Origin of the sequence: Benzoatithermus flavus, assembly GCF_037908215.1 — a bacterium.
GTDB classification, from domain to species: Bacteria; Pseudomonadota; Alphaproteobacteria; order Geminicoccales; family Geminicoccaceae; genus Benzoatithermus; species Benzoatithermus flavus.
The window spans coordinates 118,796-135,430 of the sequence record NZ_JBBLZC010000014.1 but is presented as its reverse complement, the minus strand read 5'-3'; the positions used below and the strand labels follow the sequence as shown (position 1 = coordinate 135,430).

13 protein-coding genes and 1 tRNA gene are annotated in these 16,635 nt (G+C 68.1%); 11 read left to right on the top strand and 3 right to left on the bottom strand.

Translation table 11 applies throughout. From position 1 onward, the window contains the following. Positions 1-632: 632 nt before the first annotated feature. Positions 633-1,991 (top strand): M23 family metallopeptidase, encoded by a 1,359-nt coding sequence (locus tag U1T56_RS15000; RefSeq protein ID WP_418160290.1) that lies wholly within the window; start codon positions 633-635, stop codon positions 1,989-1,991. Positions 1,992-2,066: 75 nt separating this feature from the next. Here the strand turns inward: U1T56_RS15000 and clpB are convergent, their stop codons facing one another. Further along, positions 2,067-4,658 carry an ATP-dependent chaperone ClpB gene (clpB, locus tag U1T56_RS14995; RefSeq protein ID WP_418160289.1) on the bottom strand — a complete coding sequence of 864 codons (2,592 nt, stop codon included), beginning with the start codon at positions 4,656-4,658 and terminating at the stop codon, positions 2,067-2,069. Between the two features lie 273 nt (positions 4,659-4,931). Here clpB and U1T56_RS14990 point away from each other — a divergent pair, with 273 nt between their 5' ends. The 10 genes from U1T56_RS14990 to U1T56_RS14945 all read left to right on the top strand — a co-directional run bounded on the left by U1T56_RS14990 (position 4,932) and on the right by U1T56_RS14945 (position 12,430). Further along, positions 4,932-5,825 (top strand): hypothetical protein, encoded by an 894-nt coding sequence (locus tag U1T56_RS14990; protein WP_418160288.1) that lies wholly within the window; start codon positions 4,932-4,934, stop codon positions 5,823-5,825. Further along, the gene (locus U1T56_RS14985) at positions 5,825-6,220 is read left to right on the top strand and encodes a phage holin family protein (protein ID WP_418160287.1); all 396 of its coding nucleotides are present in this window, start codon (positions 5,825-5,827) and stop codon (positions 6,218-6,220) included. Before U1T56_RS14990 ends, U1T56_RS14985 begins: the two co-directional genes overlap by 1 nt. Next, positions 6,220-7,536, top strand: coding sequence for a DUF3618 domain-containing protein (locus U1T56_RS14980; protein ID WP_418160295.1), 1,317 nt, complete (start codon positions 6,220-6,222; stop codon positions 7,534-7,536). Before U1T56_RS14985 ends, U1T56_RS14980 begins: the two co-directional genes overlap by 1 nt. Beyond that, complete coding sequence (locus U1T56_RS14975) at positions 7,511-8,548, top strand: YihY/virulence factor BrkB family protein (RefSeq protein ID WP_418160286.1); 1,038 nt, start codon at positions 7,511-7,513, stop codon at positions 8,546-8,548. Before U1T56_RS14980 ends, U1T56_RS14975 begins: the two co-directional genes overlap by 26 nt. 202 nt (positions 8,549-8,750) lie before the next feature. After that, complete coding sequence (locus U1T56_RS14970; protein WP_418160285.1) at positions 8,751-9,134, top strand: hypothetical protein; 384 nt, start codon at positions 8,751-8,753, stop codon at positions 9,132-9,134. After that, the gene (locus U1T56_RS14965) at positions 9,058-9,342 is read left to right on the top strand and encodes a hypothetical protein (protein WP_418160284.1); all 285 of its coding nucleotides are present in this window, start codon (positions 9,058-9,060) and stop codon (positions 9,340-9,342) included. Before U1T56_RS14970 ends, U1T56_RS14965 begins: the two co-directional genes overlap by 77 nt. A 111-nt stretch (positions 9,343-9,453) precedes the next feature. Further along, positions 9,454-9,538: transfer RNA gene (locus tag U1T56_RS14960), tRNA-Leu, on the top strand. A 72-nt stretch (positions 9,539-9,610) separates the two neighbouring features. After that, entirely contained in the window at positions 9,611-10,996 is a 1,386-nt protein-coding gene (tig, locus tag U1T56_RS14955; RefSeq protein ID WP_418160283.1) for a trigger factor, read from the top strand. 47 nt (positions 10,997-11,043) lie between these two features. Continuing rightward, a complete protein-coding gene (gene clpP, locus U1T56_RS14950) occupies positions 11,044-11,658 on the top strand; it encodes an ATP-dependent Clp endopeptidase proteolytic subunit ClpP (protein WP_418160282.1) in 615 nt (204 codons plus the stop codon). Positions 11,659-11,752: 94 nt separating this feature from the next. Beyond that, positions 11,753-12,430, top strand: a complete 678-nt coding sequence (locus U1T56_RS14945; protein WP_418160281.1) for an HAD family hydrolase — start codon at positions 11,753-11,755, stop codon at positions 12,428-12,430. Between the two features lie 81 nt (positions 12,431-12,511). On the opposite strand, the gene U1T56_RS14940 is transcribed toward U1T56_RS14945, so the two are convergent. Then, positions 12,512-13,444 (bottom strand): hypothetical protein, encoded by a 933-nt coding sequence (locus U1T56_RS14940; RefSeq protein WP_418160280.1) that lies wholly within the window; start codon positions 13,442-13,444, stop codon positions 12,512-12,514. Between the two features lie 82 nt (positions 13,445-13,526). After that, a complete protein-coding gene (locus U1T56_RS14935) occupies positions 13,527-16,619 on the bottom strand; it encodes a MexW/MexI family multidrug efflux RND transporter permease subunit (protein ID WP_418160279.1) in 3,093 nt (1,030 codons plus the stop codon). Positions 16,620-16,635 lie beyond the last annotated feature (16 nt).

Sequence of the window (16,635 nt, the reverse complement as noted above, 5' to 3'; positions counted from 1 at the left end):
CACCAGAAGATGCGCACCACGGCTCCACCGCCGCCTGCACATCCCCTCTCAACACAACCTGCCAACGATGAGAAAGAGCAACCGCCCGATCGGGCGCGTCCGCAGGGACGAACCATCCCCTCCGCCGAGCCGGCCGGCCCGGCGGCGACGGACGCGGATATAGCCACCCCCGGCACCCGGCGCAAGACCTTTCGTGAAACTCGCCCGACAAAAAACACCGCCCCCAGACAAGGCCCCGAGCCCGAGCTCACAAAGGAGGGCGAGGAAAGGGCGGAAAGCGGCGTCCAACCTCTACGGGAGATGGGAATCCAAATGGACAAATCCGGAGGTGATACGCCCGCGAAAGGCGGATTCGCGGCCGTCACCGAATCGAATCCTTCGTTTTCAATAGGTTATGGGAAAGAGGCTCATTTTTGCATCAATCCGCGCAAGGAACAGTTTGACGCAGCGTTCTTCGATTTGCATGGTACGCGGCGGCCCGGCTCACCGCCGGATGCCGGGCCGCCGGAACACCGAAACAACGATCGACGGGTGCTGCTTTGCGGACGTCAGCCACGGCCTCTTCCCGCTTTGGGCGCAATTTCCTGCTCTTGGGCGCGACCGCGTTCGGGGTGGGCTTCGGAGTAGGAGGGGTGACGATCGCGACGGTCGGGACGGGCAAGGTGCACCTGCCGGAGAACGGCGTGCTCGAGCTGACGCTCAGGGCCGAACACGTCCTCTCGGGGAGGGCGGATCCGGTCGCCGCCGTCGTTCCGGCCGCTGAGGCGGCCACCCTGCCGCCGACGCCGCGGGCCGTGGCGCCGCGCGATCTGCCGCCGGCGGCGATTCCGCGCGCGAAGCCCGTGGACCAGCCGGCCGCGGCCGAGATGGCTGCGCCAGCCCGGGCGGAGGTGGAGGTGCAGCGCGGCGACACGCTGCTCGACATCCTGACCCGCGCCGGGATCGAGAGCGTCGAGGCCCAGGATGCGGTCTCGAGCCTGCGCAAGGTCACGAACCTGCGGCGGTTGCGGATCGGGCAGCGCCTGGCGCTCGAGGTCGAGCCGGGCGAGGGTCAGCGCCTCGCCCGCCTCGTCCTGCCGGTGGATGCGGCCAAGGAGGTCCACCTCGTGCGGGAGGAGGACGGCAGCTTCGCGGCCAGAAGCGTCGAGCGGCCGCTGCAGCGCGAGATGGTCCGCGTGCGCGCCGCGATCGCCGACAGCGTCTACGAAGCTGCCCGCGACGCCGGGCTGCCGGCCGCGATCATGGGCCAGATGATCAAGCTCCTGAGCTGGGACGTCGACTTCCAGCGCGACGTGCATCCCGGCGACCGCTTCGAGAGCGTGTTCGAGCGCCGGGTCAACGAGAAGGGCGAGATGGCCGCCGCCGGCGACCTGCTCTTCGTCGGGCTCGACACGCAGGAACGGCGGATCGAGGCCTATCGCTACACCACGAGCGACGGCCGGACGAGCTTCTTCGACCGCGACGGCCGGGCCTTGCGCAAATGGCTCCTGAAGACGCCGATCGACGGCGCGCGGCTCACCTCCACCTTCGGCATGCGGCGTCATCCCGTGCTGGGCTATACCCGCATGCACAAAGGGATCGACTTCGCTGCCCCGCCCGGAACGCCGATTCTCGCCGCCGGCGACGGCGAGATCGAGTTCGCCGGCCGCAGCAGCGGCTACGGCAAGTACGTGCGGATCAGGCACAGCCGCGAATACAGCACGGCCTACGCCCACATGAGCCGCTTCGCCCCCGGCTTGCGGCGCGGCAAGCACGTCCGGCAGGGCGAGGTGATCGGCTATGTCGGCACGACCGGGCTCTCCACCGGGCCGCACCTGCATTACGAGCTGCTCGTGAACGGCGAGCAGGTGAACCCCTTGAGCGTGAAGGTGGCGCTCACCGATCGGCTCCAGGGGGCGGAGCTGAAGCGGTTCCTCGCCCTTCGCGCCGAGATCGACAAGCTGCGGCGCCGGCCCGACAGCGAGCAGATGATAGCGCAGCGCATGGATTGAATCCGATCCCCGAGGAGCAGGATGGAAAAAGCGGCGAGGTCCGAAGGACCTCGCCGCCGCGTTTCCGGGCGGGACTCAGGCCGCGACGGCGATCGGGGTGCCCTGGATGATCAGGCCGCCGTCGCCGGCGTCGACCCGGACGGTCTCGCCCTCGGCCAGCCGCCCCTCGAGCAGCATGAGGGCCAGCGGGTCCTGCAGCGAGCGCTGGATCACCCGCTTCAGGGGCCTGGCGCCGTAGACCGGATCGTAGCCGGCGTTGGCGAGCCAGTCGATGGCCGCGTCGCTGATCTCGAGCTTCATCCGCCGGTCGGCCAGAAGCTGCCGCAGCCGCCCGAGCTGGATCTGGACGATGTCCTTCATCTGTGCCCGGCTCAGCCGGTTGAACAGGATGATCTCGTCCAGCCGGTTCAGGAACTCGGGCCGGAAGGCGCTTCTGACCACCGCCATCACCTGCTCGCGCGCGGCCGAGGCCGGCGCCCCGTCAGGGAGTGCGGCCAGATACTCCGCGCCGAGGTTCGAGGTCAGCACGATGATGGTGTTCCGGAAGTCTACCGTGCGGCCCTGGCCGTCCGTGAGCCTGCCGTCGTCGAGGACCTGGAGCAGGACGTTGAACACGTCCGGGTGCGCCTTCTCGACCTCGTCGAACAGGATCACCTGGTAGGGTCGCCGCCGCACCGCCTCGGTGAGGACACCACCCTCCTCGTAGCCGACATAGCCCGGAGGAGCGCCGATCAGCCGGGCCACCGAGTGCTTCTCCATGAACTCCGACATGTCGATCCGGACCATGGCCTGATCGTCGTCGAACAGGAAGCTTGCTATCGCCTTGCAGAGCTCGGTCTTGCCGACACCGGTGGGGCCGAGGAAGAGGAAGCTGCCGATCGGCCGGTTCGGGTCCTGCAGGCCCGCACGCGCCCGGCGCACCGCGTTCGCCACCGCCTTGAGCGCATCTTCCTGGCCGACGACCCGTGTCCTCAGCATGTCCTCCATGCGGAGCAGCTTGTCGCGCTCACCCTCCAGCATCTTGTCCACCGGGATGCCGGTCCAGCGCGAGACGACGTGGGCGATGTCCTGGTCGGTCACCTCCTCGTGCACCATGTGCTGCGCCTGCTGCGCCTCGGCCTCTTGCAGCGCCTTCTGCACCCGCGGCAGCTCGCCGTAGGCGATCCGGCCCGCCTGCTCGAAGTCGCCGCGCCGCTGCGCCATGGCGAGCTCGTGCCGGAGCCGCTCCAGCTCCTCCTTGAGCCGGGTGGTGGAAGCGAGCTTCGACTTCTCGGCCTGCCACTGCGCGGTCAGCTCGTTCGAGCGCTGCTCGAGCTCGGCGAGCTCCTTTCTGAGCTTCTCGAGCCGGTCCCTCGAGGCCTGATCGGTCTCGCGCCTGAGCGCGCTCTCCTCGATCCGGAGCTGCATGATGCGCCGGTCGAGCTCGTCGATCTCCTCGGGCTTGCTGTCGATCGCCATGCGCTTTCGCGCCGCCGCCTCGTCGATGAGATCGATCGCCTTGTCGGGCAGGAAGCGGTCGGTGATGTAGCGGTTGGAGAGCGTGGCGGCCGCGACGATGGCGCTGTCGGTGATCTTCACCTTGTGGTGCACCTCGTAGCGCTCCTTGAGGCCGCGCAGGATCGAGATCGTGTCCTCGACCGTGGGCTGGCCCACGAACACGGGCTGGAAGCGCCGGGCGAGGGCCGCGTCCTTCTCGATGTGCTTCCTGTACTCGTCGAGCGTCGTGGCGCCGATGCAGTGCAGCTCGCCTCTCGCCAAGGCCGGCTTCAGCATGTTGGAGGCGTCCATCGCTCCTTCGGCCTTGCCGGCACCCACGAGCGTGTGCAGCTCGTCGATGAAGAGGATGATGTCGCCTTCGCCGTGCTGGACCTCCTGCAAGAGCGCCTTCAGCCGTTCCTCGAACTCGCCGCGGTACTTGGCGCCGGCCACGAGAGCGCCGAGATCGAGAGCCAGAAGCCGCCGGTCGCGCAAGGATTCCGGCACGTCGCCGTTCACGATGCGCTGGGCCAGACCCTCCACGATGGCGGTCTTGCCCACGCCGGGCTCGCCGATCAGGACCGGGTTGTTCTTGGTGCGCCGCGAGAGCACCTGGATGACGCGCCGGATCTCCTCGTCGCGGCCGATGACCGGATCGAGCTTGCCCGTGCGCGCCTCCTCGGTGAGATCGCGCGTGTACTTCTTGAGCGCGTCGTAGCCTTCCTCGGCGCTGGCGGTCTGTGCGGTACGGCCCTTGCGCATCTGGTTGATCGCGGCGTTGAGCGCCTGCGGCGTGATACCGGCGCTCTTCAGCGCCCGGCCGGCATCGGTCTCGCTCATCGCGATCGCGAGCAGGAGCTGCTCGACCGTGACGAAGGTGTCGCCCGCCTTCTTCGCGATTGCCTGGGCGCTGTCGAACAGGCGCGCGGTCTCGGGCGCCATGTAGAGCTGGCCGGCCCCGCTGCCCTCGACCTTGGGTTGCTTCTTCAGGAGGTCCTCGACCGCTTTCTGCGCCGCCTTGGGATTGCCGCCGGCCGCCTGGATCAGGTTGGCGGCCATACCCTCGCTATCGTCCAAGAGCACCTTCAAGACGTGCTCGGGCAGGAAGCGCTGATGACCTTCGCGCAGCGCCAATCCTTGCGCCGACTGCAGAAAACCCTTCGCGCGGTCCGTGTATTTTTCGAAATCCATAATCGGCTCCTTCTTCAGTCCCTCGTGCGAGCAGACTTCCCGGCAGAACCCAGAACGCGGCATTCTACCGATCCCGGGTGTGATCTGGGAAGCAATATTTCGTGCGCAAGACCTTGAAATGACGGAGTGTGCTCCTTGTGGAGCAGGAATCGACCATTCTCTTGCCGCTAGCGTCGTGATGGTGCCGGTGCATCGGAACCCATCGCCGAAAGCGCGGAACCTCGCCGAAGCCGGTCCGTTCCTTCGCCGACACGGGTAAAGGGGGTGCTGTCGATGACCCAACATGAGCACGGGCAGACCGGAGCGGCCAGCTCCGCTTCGGACCCTGTAGTACGGGCCACGCAATCCCAGACCGAGGAGGCGCGCGAGGAGGCTCGGACCATCAAGGAGCAGGCGAAGGGCGCCGCGAGCGACGTCATGGCGGAAGCCCGGCGGGCCGGCGGCACGGTCAAGGACGAGGCGGCGAATCTCGCAGGCTCTGTCAAGGAGCGGGTCACTGCCCAGGCGGAAGCGCAGAAGAACAGCATGGCCGACCGTATCGCGGCCGTCGCCGATCGTCTCCACGGCACGGCCAAGGATCTGCGCGAGCGCGAGGCCTGGCTCGCCAATCTGGTCGACCGTGGAGCACAGGAGATCGACAGCTTCGCCGACGATCTGAGGCGCCGCAACGTGCAGAGCCTCGTGGGCTCGCTCGAGAGCTTCGCCCACCGCCAGCCGGCCCTGTTCATGGGTGCGTGCGTGGCCTTGGGCTTCGCCCTGACCCGGGTCGCTCGCAGCAGTGGCGGCGGCTACGCCGGAGCCGGCCGTGGTGGTTACCGCGGCTATGGCGGCGATCATGCCTCGGGGACCTCGTCCCACGCCTATGGCTCGGAAGGCCAGCGCTACGGGTCGAGCTACGGCCAGACCACGAGCGGTGCTGCCACGACCGCTACGGGCGGGACCGCGACCGGCCATGCCCAGACGCCGAGCACGAGCCAGTCCGGCATGCCGGGCCGGACCGGCTCGCCGTCGGCAGGCGGCTTCGGCATCTCGACCGGCGGCGCGTCCACCGGTGGCACGAGCGGCGTCGGCAGCGGCCCCATGACGACCGACAGCGCCGGCGCCGGGAAGAACGACACGGGCGGCCGGTCCTCGGATGCTCCCACCGTGAGGGGGAGCAACGTCTGATGGCGCAACTCCAGGAGAACCGGTCGGTCGGTGAGCTCCTGCGGGATCTCGCCAACGACGTGACCGCGCTGATCCGCCAGGAGCTGACCTTGGCGCGGACCGAGGCGCAGGAGAAGCTGCATCAGACCATCACCGCCGTGGTGGCGATGGTGGCGGGTGCTCTGATCGCGTTCGCAGCCTTGATCGTGCTCCTGGATGCCCTGGTCTACGGCCTCACCGAGGCCGGCATGCCGCGCTGGCTCGCCGCCCTCATCGTGGGTGGTGTCGTCGCGATCATCGGCTTCGTGCTCGTGCGCAAGGGCCAGAAGGAGCTCTCGGCGACGCGGCTGGCTCCCGAGCGGACCGCCGCCAACGTGCGCAAGGACATCAACCTCGTGAAGGAGCAGGCGTCGTGATGGAAGGCTCGTCCGATACCAACCGCATCGAGCGGGACCTCGAGCATACGCGATCCCGGCTCGACGCCACGATCGATGCCCTGCAGCAGAAGCTCTCGCCCGGCCAGATGGTCGACGAGGCCTTCGCCTGGTTCAGAGAAGGCGGGGGAGCGGAATTCGGCCGCAATCTCGCCCGCACCGTCCGCGACCATCCCATGCCGGTGGCGCTGATCGGGGTCGGCCTCGCCTGGCTCGCCGTGTCGAGCGCGCGCGAGCGGAGTGGCGGCTCCTACGACTCGAGCCGCGGCGCCGAGCCTTACGACCGCGACGAGCGCAGCCGGGGCTATGTCGGGCGCGAGACGCCCGCCTACGGCCCGCGCGCCTATGCCGGCTCCTCCTACGGCGCCACCGTGCCGCACCAGCCGATGCCCTACGAGGCCGCGGCCTACGAGGATCTGGCCACGAAGGCGCGCGATGCCGGCTCCAGGGTGGAACGGCGCACGGGCGAGAGCGAGGAGAGCTACCGCGAGCGGGTCTATGCGGCGAAGGCCTCCGTGCTCGGCGTGACCCGCCAGGCGAGCGAGAGCCTCTCGGCGTTTGTCGACCGGGTGGAGACCGCGCTCTCGGCCGCCGCGGACCGTTTCCGCCAGGCAGCGCAGCGTGCGGGCGACATGGCCAGCGACATGGCGGAGAGAGTCACGAGCACGGCCAGCAGCATGTCGAGCCGCGCCGGCGACACGGCCGATCGCGGCAAGGCTGGCCTGCGCAGCCTCTACGGCTACGGCCAGTCCGCGGCCTACGGCGTGCGCGACAGCGCCAGCTACGCCGCTTGGCGGGCGCGGGACGTCGGCAGCCGGACGGCCGACTATCTCCAGGACCAGCCGCTGCTCATGGGCGTCCTCGGCGTCACGGTGGGCGCCATCCTCGGCATGCTGATACCACCGACCCGCTACGAGCGCGAGATGCTGGGCAGCATCCGCCAGGATTTCAAGGAGCAGGCACGCGAGATGGCGGGCCAAGCCGGACAGGGCGTCATGCGCGCTGCCGAGGCCATGCTGGATACGGCTCACGACGCCGCCCGCCGCGAAGGGCTCGCCGACATGAGCCCCTCGGGCGTGGTCGCCGGGGCGCGGCAGCAGGTGGCGGATGCCGCCGGCCGGGTACGCACCGTGGTCGAGGAGACGGTGACGGCCGGACGCGAGGCGCTCGAGCGCGAGCTGTCGCCGGAAGCGAGCGACCAGCAGCAGCGCGACCGCACGGATGGCGACACCACTGCCATGACCTCTGGCACCACCGGCGGGGCAGGCGAGCATGGCGACCGACGCGCCGGCACCTGATCAGGACCGCGAGGACGTGGCCGGGCCGGGCGATCTCGCCCGGCCCGAGGTCCGTGCGGAGCTGATCGACACCACGCTGGGCCATCATGCCACGATGCCGGCCGAGATCCCGGCCAAGGGCTGGTGGCAGGTGCTGAAGCGGGTATGGCGTGAGACCACGTCGGACCGGATGTCGATGATGGCGGCGAGCTGCGCCTTCTATGCCATGCTCGCACTCTTCCCGGCGATCTCGGTCCTGATCTCGCTTTATGGCCTCGTCCTCGATCCGTCCTCGGTCGAGGGGCAGCTCCAGGCCGTGCGCGACATCCTGCCCGCGGCAGCCTACGATCTCGTGGCGCAGCGGGTCCACGATCTCGCCGCCAAGGGTAGCACGACGCTGAGCTGGGGGGTCGCGATCGGCTTCCTGTTCGCCCTGTGGAGTGCTACCGCCGGCACCAAGGCGCTGATCAACGCGCTCAACATCGCCTACGAGGAAGAGGAGAAGCGGAGCTTCCTTCGTCTCAACCTCGTCGCCATCGCCATGACGCTCTGCGGCATCGTCGGCGTGTCGGTGGCGCTCTCCGTGATCGTCGGCGTGCCGGCGGCGCTCCGGCTCGAGAATCTGGGGCCTGCGGCCGGGATCGCTGTCCGGCTCCTCTCCTTCCTTCTCCTGATCGGCTGTGTCGTCGTGGGCCTCTCGGTGCTCTACCGCTTCGGCCCTGATCGCCACGAGGCGCGCTGGCACTGGATCACGCCGGGCTCGATCCTGGCCGGGGTGCTCTGGCTCCTGGCCTCGCTTCTGTTCTCCTTCTATGTCGGGCATTTCGCCTCCTACGACGTCACCTACGGCTCGCTGGGCGCTGTCGTGATCGTCCTGATGTGGTTCTACATCTCGGCCTTCGTCGTGATGCTGGGGGCCGAGCTCAACGCCGAGCTCGAGCTGCAGACCAAGCAGGACACGACCACCGGGCCGGCGCGGCCCATGGGCCAGCGTGGCGCCTACGTCGCGGATCACGTCGCCGTGGCCGAGTGAGTGTTGCCACGGCCAGCCGGGGAGTCCCCGCCCGTGTACGGCATCTTCTATCTCATCGGCGTGGTCGTGGTGATCCTCGCCGTCCTGTCGCTGCTCGGTATCCGCTGAGCCGGATCGGCTCTCGGAGCACGGACACGACGGGCTTGGCCTTTCCGTGCAGGGAAAGGTAACATCGTCGCTCGCTTCCATGGAGGAGGTGGCGATGCGAGCCTCTGCCGTGCAGCGGCGCCTCGCGGCGATCCTCGCTGCCGACGTGGTCGGCTACTCGCGCCTGATGGAGCGGGACGAGGCGGGAACGCTCGCCCGCCTCAGGGCGCATCGCCAGGCGTTCCTGGAACCCCTGGTCGCGGCCCACCAAGGGCGCGTGGTCAAGCTGATGGGCGACGGCGCCCTGGTCGAGTTCCCGAGTGCCGTCGAGGCGGTGGCCTGCGCCGTCGCGCTGCAGGCCGGCATCGCCGAGCGCGAGCGGGACGTGCCGGAGCAGGACAAGATCCGCTTCCGGGAATGCGATGCCGTGGCCGCATGGGATTCTCGCCCTGGCCTACTTCGAGCATCGGGAGTACGGGGAGGCCATCGCGGAAGCTGACAGGGCGCGCGACGAGGGCCTGCTCGTGGCCGTGGCGAGCTACGCCGCGCTCGGGCGGCTGGAGGACGCGCGGGCCACCTTGAGCCGCGCCTTGGCGCAGGAGCCGGGCCTGACGCTCGCCCAGGTCCGGCAGCGCAACCCGTTCCGCGATCCGGCCGATCTCGATCACCTGCTCGGGAACCTGCGCGAGGCCGGCCTGGCGAGCTAGGGCCAGGAGTCTGCCTCTCGGCCACCTCAGGCCCCTGTTGGCCTTCTGCTCCTTTGTGCTATAGGCCACAGCCACGGTCCCGGAGCCCCGGCTTCGGGACGGGTGTCGTGCGCGGGCGTGGTGGAACTGGTAGACACGCAGGATTTAGGTTCCTGTGGCGTGAGCTGTGCGAGTTCGAGTCTCGCCGCCCGCACCAAGCCAGCGGCAGGTTATTAATGGAACGGGTGCTTCGCTCGGGGCAGGGCGCAGCGCCATGAAGGCGAAAGCGATGCAGGTTACCCAGATTGCGGCCGAGGGGCTGAAGCGGGAATACAAGGTCACGGTTCCGGCGAGCGAGATCGAGAGCCGTGTGCAGAGCCGGCTCGAGAAGTTGGCGAAGACGATCCGCCTGCCCGGCTTCCGGCCCGGCAAGGCGCCGCTGCCTCTCTTGAAGAAGCAGTACGGCCGCTCGATCCTGGGTGAGGTGCTCGAGGAGGCGGTCGACGAGGGCTCGCGCAAGACCATCGGCGACAATCAGCTCCGCCCGGCGCTGCGGCCCAAGATCGAGGTGACCTCGTTCGACGAGGGCAAGGATCTCGAGTTCGCGATGAAGCTCGAGGTGCTGCCCGAGGTACCGCAGGTCGATCTCGACGCGATCGCGCTGACCAAGCTCGTGGCCGAGCCGCAGCCCGAGAAGATCGAGGAGGCGATCCAGAACTTCGCCAGGGCGCGGCAGAAGTTCGAGCCGCTGGCCGAGCCGCGCCCCGCGCAGGACGGCGATCAGCTCGTCATCGATTTCGAGGGCCGGATCGACGGCGAGCTCTTCCCGGGCGGTGCCGCCAAGGACTTCCCGCTCCGGCTCGGTGCCAAGGCCATGGTGCCGGGCTTCGAGGAGCAGCTCGTGGGTGCCACGCCGGGCGAGACTCGCGCGGTCAAGATCACCTTCCCCGAGGACTACGGCAACAAGGACGTGGCCGGGAAGGAGGCCGTCTTCACCGTCACGGTGAAGGAGGTGAAGGCACCGGTCGCGGTCGAGATCAACGACGACTGGGCCAAGGAGCTGGGCTTCGAGAGCCTGGCCGAGCTCAAGGAGACCTTCGAGAAGCGCTTCAACGAGGAGTATCAGAGCGTCAGCCGCGCCAGGCTGAAGCGCGAGCTCCTCGACCAGCTCGCCGAGAAGTACCCGTTCGAGGTCCCGACCGGGATGGTCGATCTCGAGTTCGAGGCGATCTGGAAGCAGCTCAAGGACGAGATGGAGCGCACGGGTGCCGGCTTCGAGGAGGCTGGCAAGAGCGAGGACGAGCTCAAGGAGGAATATCGAAAGATCGCCGAGCGGCGGGTGCGGCTCGGCCTCATCCTCTCCGACATCGGCACCAGGAACGAGATCAAGGTCGAGGGCGAGGAGCTGCGCCAGGCCGCGGTGCGCGAGGCCATGCGCTTCCCCGGCCAGGAGCGCAAGGTGCTGGAGTTCTTCCAGAGCAATCCCAACGCGCTCGACCAGCTCAGAGCGCCCATCTTCGAGGACAAGGTCTGCGACTTCATCTTCTCCCGCGCCCAGGTGAGCGAGAAGACGGTCCCAGTCGAAGAGCTGATGAAGGATCCGGACGAGGAAGAGGCGCAGCAGCCCGCCGCCGATGGCGAGGCGGCCGCCGCTTCCGGGAATGCCACGGCGTGAGGCCGGCCAAGGCACCGGTCTCCCTTGAAACCCGAGCGAGGTCGACCATGACCACGTACAGCCAGCTCGTGCCGATGGTGGTCGAGCAGACCGCCCGCGGCGAGCGCGCCTACGACATCTATTCCCGGATGTTGAAGGAGCGCATCATCTTCCTGATGGGGCCGGTCGACGACCACGTCGCGAGCCTCGTCACCGCCCAGCTCCTGTTCCTCGAAGCCGAAAACCCCGACAAGGACATCAGCCTCTACATCAACAGCCCGGGCGGCCTCGTCACCGCCGGGCTCGCGATCTACGACACGATGCAGTATATCCGCCCCGACGTGGCGACGATCTGTATCGGCCAGGCCGCGTCGATGGGCTCGCTCCTGCTCTGCGCGGGTGCTCCCGGCAAGCGCTTCGCCTTGCCACACGCCCGGATCATGACGCACCAGCCCTCGGGCGGCTTTCAGGGCCAGGCCACGGACATCGAGATCCATGCCCGCGAGATCCTGACCATGAAGCGTCGGCTCAACGAGATCTACGTCAAGCACACCGGCCAGAGCCTGGCCGAGGTCGAGGCGCGAATGGAGCGCGACACCTTCATGAGCGCCGAGCAGGCCAAGGAGTTCGGGATCATCGACGAGGTGATCGACAAGCGGCCGGCCAAGCCCAAGACCGAGTAGGCTCGAAGGCCCGGCAACAGGTATGGTGCGGTCTCGTCCGGGGGAACCCGACGAGGCCGCTCGTCTTTCGTGCGGCAGGGAAGGGGAAGCAGCCATGGCGCGCCACAGGACCGCGCTCGTGTTCGACCTCGACGGCACCCTGGTCGACAGCGTCTACCAGCACGTGCTGGCTTGGCACCGGGCGCTGCTCGAGGAGGGGATCGAGCTCTCGATCTGGCGCATCCACCGCCGCATCGGCATGAGCGGCGGCCTGTTCACGCGGGCACTTCTGCGCGAGACCGGCCGCGACCTCGACGAGGGCCTGCTGCGACGGCTACAGGACGCCCATGCCGCCGCCTACAAGGAGCTCGCCGGCGACATCCGCCCGCTGCCGGGTGCCGTCGATCTGCTCCGCCATCTCTCCGCGATCGGCTGCCCCTGGGCGATCGCCACGAGCGGGCGGCTGCGGACCGCGCGCACGACGCTCGAGACCCTGGCGATTCCGGAGACGGTTCCGGTCGTGACGCGCGATCTCGTCGAGCACGCCAAGCCCGATCCCGATCTGTTCCTCGCGGCGGTCGAGCGGCTGGGCGTGCCCGCGGCCGACGTGTTCGTCATCGGCGACAGCGTGTGGGACATGCTGGCCGCCCGCCGGGCGCGCGTGCTCGGCATCGGCCTCCTCTCGGGCGGCTATGGCACCGAGGAGCTCGAGCGCGCCGGGGCGTACCGGGTCTACGACGACCCGGCGATGCTCATGCGCCATCTGGACGAACTCGGGGTGCGCGCGGACTGAACGCCGAGCATCGGCACCCGTTGATGGTGTCTGGCGACCATTGATGGTCGCCGAACGCGATTGGCCGGGTTAGGTCGGCGCTCAATCCACGTCGATGCTGTCCTCGTTGCGGGCGCGTAAATAACGGCGGATGTCGTCGCGCAGCCCCGGGCAGCGGTCGGTGAGCTCGAGCAGGCCGTGCTGCGACCAGTCGCGCCTGAGATCGAGATCGGGGTCGAACTGCCAGCGTCGCAGCACCTCCCAGCGCTCGACGTAGCGCCGGTCGCGCTTCTTGCCGTGCCACCAGTGGGTGAGGAGGCCCGGCACGTAATGGACGTTGCGGCGCAAGTGACGCTCGGCGCGCTCCTGCCAGGCGAGGATATGTTTCCTGTAGGCCGGACTCAGCCGCTCGTCGAGCGAGAGCCCGGCCTTGCCGACCAGCGCCATCGCCATGTGCCGGTCGGCCGAGCCCAGGACGCAGAAATCCATGAGCCCGCCCAGCGCCACGTAGGCGTCGCGCCGGCAGGCCCAGGCATAGCCGGGATGCCAGTTACCGTCGTCGTAGCGCCGCGAGGAGGGGAGCCCTTCCCAGTAGGCGTACATGAACCCGGTCTTCGGCTGCTTGCCCTCCAGCACCTGATGCTCGGGGTCGAGATCGTGCGCATGGCTGAAGAGCTGCACGACGGAGAAGAGCTGCAGCCGCTCGACCGTCTCGGCCGCCCAGTCGGGGTTGTGGAACTGCACGTCGGCGTCGATCCAGGCGAGATAGCGCCAGTCCGGCGGCAGGTGTGCTGCGCCGATGTTGAGCAGGTTCTCTTTCGACCACAGCTCGGAGCGGCTTCTGACCTGCACGTGGTCGGGGTTGCCGGCAGAGGTGACGACGAACGGCCGCTCGCCGTAGGCGAGCTCGACCGTGACCAGATGCACCCCCGCCCGCGCCATCTCCTGCTTGAAGCGCTCGTAGAGGCGCCAGCGGCTCTGGTAGCGGACGGGGTTCGAGATGCAGGTGACGACGTGGAGGAGGTCCGGGCGCACGGGCGGGGCTCCGCTGCAGATGCGTGACGAACTCCCTATAACCTGAAGTTGATTAGGACTTCAAGCCTAAATACCGTGCCCCTCACTCTGCCGGCACCAGCACCTCGCGGATCTCGGCCTCACGCCGCGCACGCCGCGCCGGGCGATGATCGGAGGCGAGATAGGTGTAGACGGTCGGCAGCACGAACAGCGTGAACAGCGTGCCGATCGACATGCCGGCGACGATGACGAGCCCGATCGAGAACCGGCTGGCCGCACCCGCACCGCTCGCATAGAGGAGCGGAACGAGGCCCACGACCATGGCGGCTGTCGTCATCAGGATCGGCCGCAAGCGCACCTTGGCCGCCTCCTCGATCGCTGCCCGCCGGTCGAGGCCTTCGTTGCGCTGCAGCTCGTTCGCGAACTCGACCATGAGGATGCCGTGCTTGCTGATGAGCCCGATCAGGGTCACGAGACCGATCTGGGTGTAGATGTTCAAGGTCGCGACACCGAAGAACAGCGGCAGCAGCGCGCCGCAGATCGACATCGGCACGCTCACCAGGATGACGAGCGGATCGCGCAGGGATTCGAACTGGGCCGCCAGCACCAGGAAGATGATGACGAGCGCGAACGCGAAGGTGATGGTGAGCTGGTTGCCCTCCTGCACGTACTGACGCGACTGGGAGAGAAAGTCGTAGCGGAAATCGGCGGGCAGGAGCCGCTCGGCCTCCTGGCGCAGGAAGTCGACCGCCTGGCCCATGGTCACACCCGGCATCGGCACGGCCGAGAAGGTGGCCGCGTTGAGCTGGTTGTACTGGGTCAGCGCGTTGGGCTCGGTGCCGGTCGTGATCCTGACCACGGTCGAGAGCGGGATCGATTCGCCGCTTCTGGTCTTCACGTAGTACTGGCCGAGGCGCTCGGGAGCGAGGCGCAGGCTCCGCGGCACCTGCGGGATCACCTCGTAGGAGCGGCCTTCGAGGCTGAAGCGGTTGACGTAGTTGCCGCCCAAGAGCGTTGCGAGCGAGCTGCCGATCTCCTGCATGGTGATGCCGAGATCGTTCGCCTTGGTGCGGTCGATCTCGATGCGCACGGTCGGGCTGTTGAAGGCGAGATCGCTGTCGCTGACCATGAACAGGCCGCTCTTGCGCGCCGCTGCCTTCAGCTCCTCCATCACCTTGTAGATGGTCTCGAAACCCGAAGGCGAGCTGATCACCATCTGCACCGGCATGCCCTGGCTGTTGTCGGGCAAGGGCGGCAGCGAGAACACGAACGCCTGCACGCCCGTGACCTTCTCCTGGAGCGCGCCCTGAACGAGCGGCTGCAGCTCCTTGGCGCTGCGCTGGCGCTGGTCCCAGGGCTTGAGCGCCATGCCGGCGAAGCCGTTGTTGGCGCCGCCGTCCATGCCGGCGACGATGAAGCGGAACGAGGTCTCCGGGAAGGACTGGAAGACCTTGTCGATCGCCTCGCCGAACACGTTCATGTAGTCGATGTTGGCGTTCTGCGGCCCCTTCGTCACCGCGAACAGCACACCCTGGTCCTCCTCGGGCGCCAGCTCGGCGCTGGTGTTGAGGAAGAGGAAAGGCAGGCTCGCGAGCACGCCGAGCGCGAACAGCGCCGTCGCCGGCCGGTATTCCAGCGTGTTGTGCAGGCGCCGGCCGTACCAGCGCGTGACGGCGCCGAAGGTCCGATCCACGAGACGCGCGAAACGGCCGTGCTGGCTCTCGGCGCTGAGCAGCAGCGAGCACATCATGGGCGAGAGCGTGAGTGCCACAATGCCCGAGATGATGACCGAGCCCGCGAGCGTGAAGGCGAACTCGCGGAACAAGGAGCCCGTGAGTCCGGAGAGGAAGCCGATCGGTGCATAGACGGCGGCGAGCGTGATCGTCATCGAGATCACGGGCCCCGCGATCTCGCGCGCGCCTATGAGCGCCGCCTGGAGCGGCGTCCTGCCCTCCTCGATGTGGCGGTAGACGTTCTCGACCACGACGATGGCGTCGTCCACGACGAGCCCGATCGCGAGCACCATCGCCAGGAGCGTGAGCAGGTTGAGGCTGAAGCCCATGGCCAGCATGAGCGTGCCGGCGCCGATGATCGAGAGCGGGATCGTCACCACCGGGATCAGCACCGAGCGGACCGAACCCAGGAACAGGAAGATCACCACGATCACGATCAGGATCGCCTCGCCCAGGGTCCGCTCCACCTCGTGGATCGAGGCGTTGATGAACTCGGTCGAATCGTAGGGGATCTCCATCGTGAGCGTGGGCGGCAGGCCGCGCTCGAGGGTGGGCACCAACGCCCTGATACCCTTGACGATCTCGAGCGGGTTGCCGTCCGGGGTCGCGTTGATGCCGATGAAGACGGCGTGCTGGCCGTTCATCATGACCGAACTGTCGCTGCTCTTCGCACCCAACTCGACCGTGGCGATGTCGCCGAGCCGCACGAGAGCGCCATTCGCGGCCTTGACCACCATGGCGCGGAACTCGTCGATGCTCTGGAGCCCGGTGGCGGCGCTGATGTTGCTGACCGTGAAGTAGCCTTTGGTCTGGCCGGCCGCCGACTGATAGTTGTTGGCCGCGAGCGCCGCCGCGACGTCCTGCGCCGAGACCCCGCGTGCCGCCATCCGGGTCGGGTCGAGCCAGACGCGCATGGCGAAGGGTTGTCCGCCCAGGATCTCGGCCGAGGCCACCCCCGGCACGGTGGCGAGGAGCGGCTGCACGACGCGGGTGAGATAGTCGGTGATCGCCGGCCCCGCCATCTCGTGGCTGCCGAAGCCCATGTACATGACCGCGAGCGAGCCGCCCGTGGTCTTCGAGATGATCGGGTCGTTGGCCTCGCGCGGGATCAGATACTTGACCTGGTTCACCTTGGCCATGACGTCGGTCATGGCCTTGTTGGGGTCCTGGTTCAGTCGGATATGGGCCTGGACGGTGCTCGTGCCCTGCACCGAGTTCGAGGTCAGGTACTCGACACCCTCGGCTCCCGCCACCGCCTGCGCGATGGGCACGGTGATGAAACCCTGCATCAGCTCGGCGGAAGCGCCTGGATAGGAGGTCGTCACCGTGATGACGGTGTTCTTGACCTCCGGGTATTGCCGGATCGGCAGCGTGAAGAAGGCGCGCAGCCCGATCAGCAGGATCAGAAGGCTCACCACCGTGGCGAGCACCGGGCGGCGGACGAAGATGTCGGTGAAGCGCATGGGCTCGTCTTCCTGC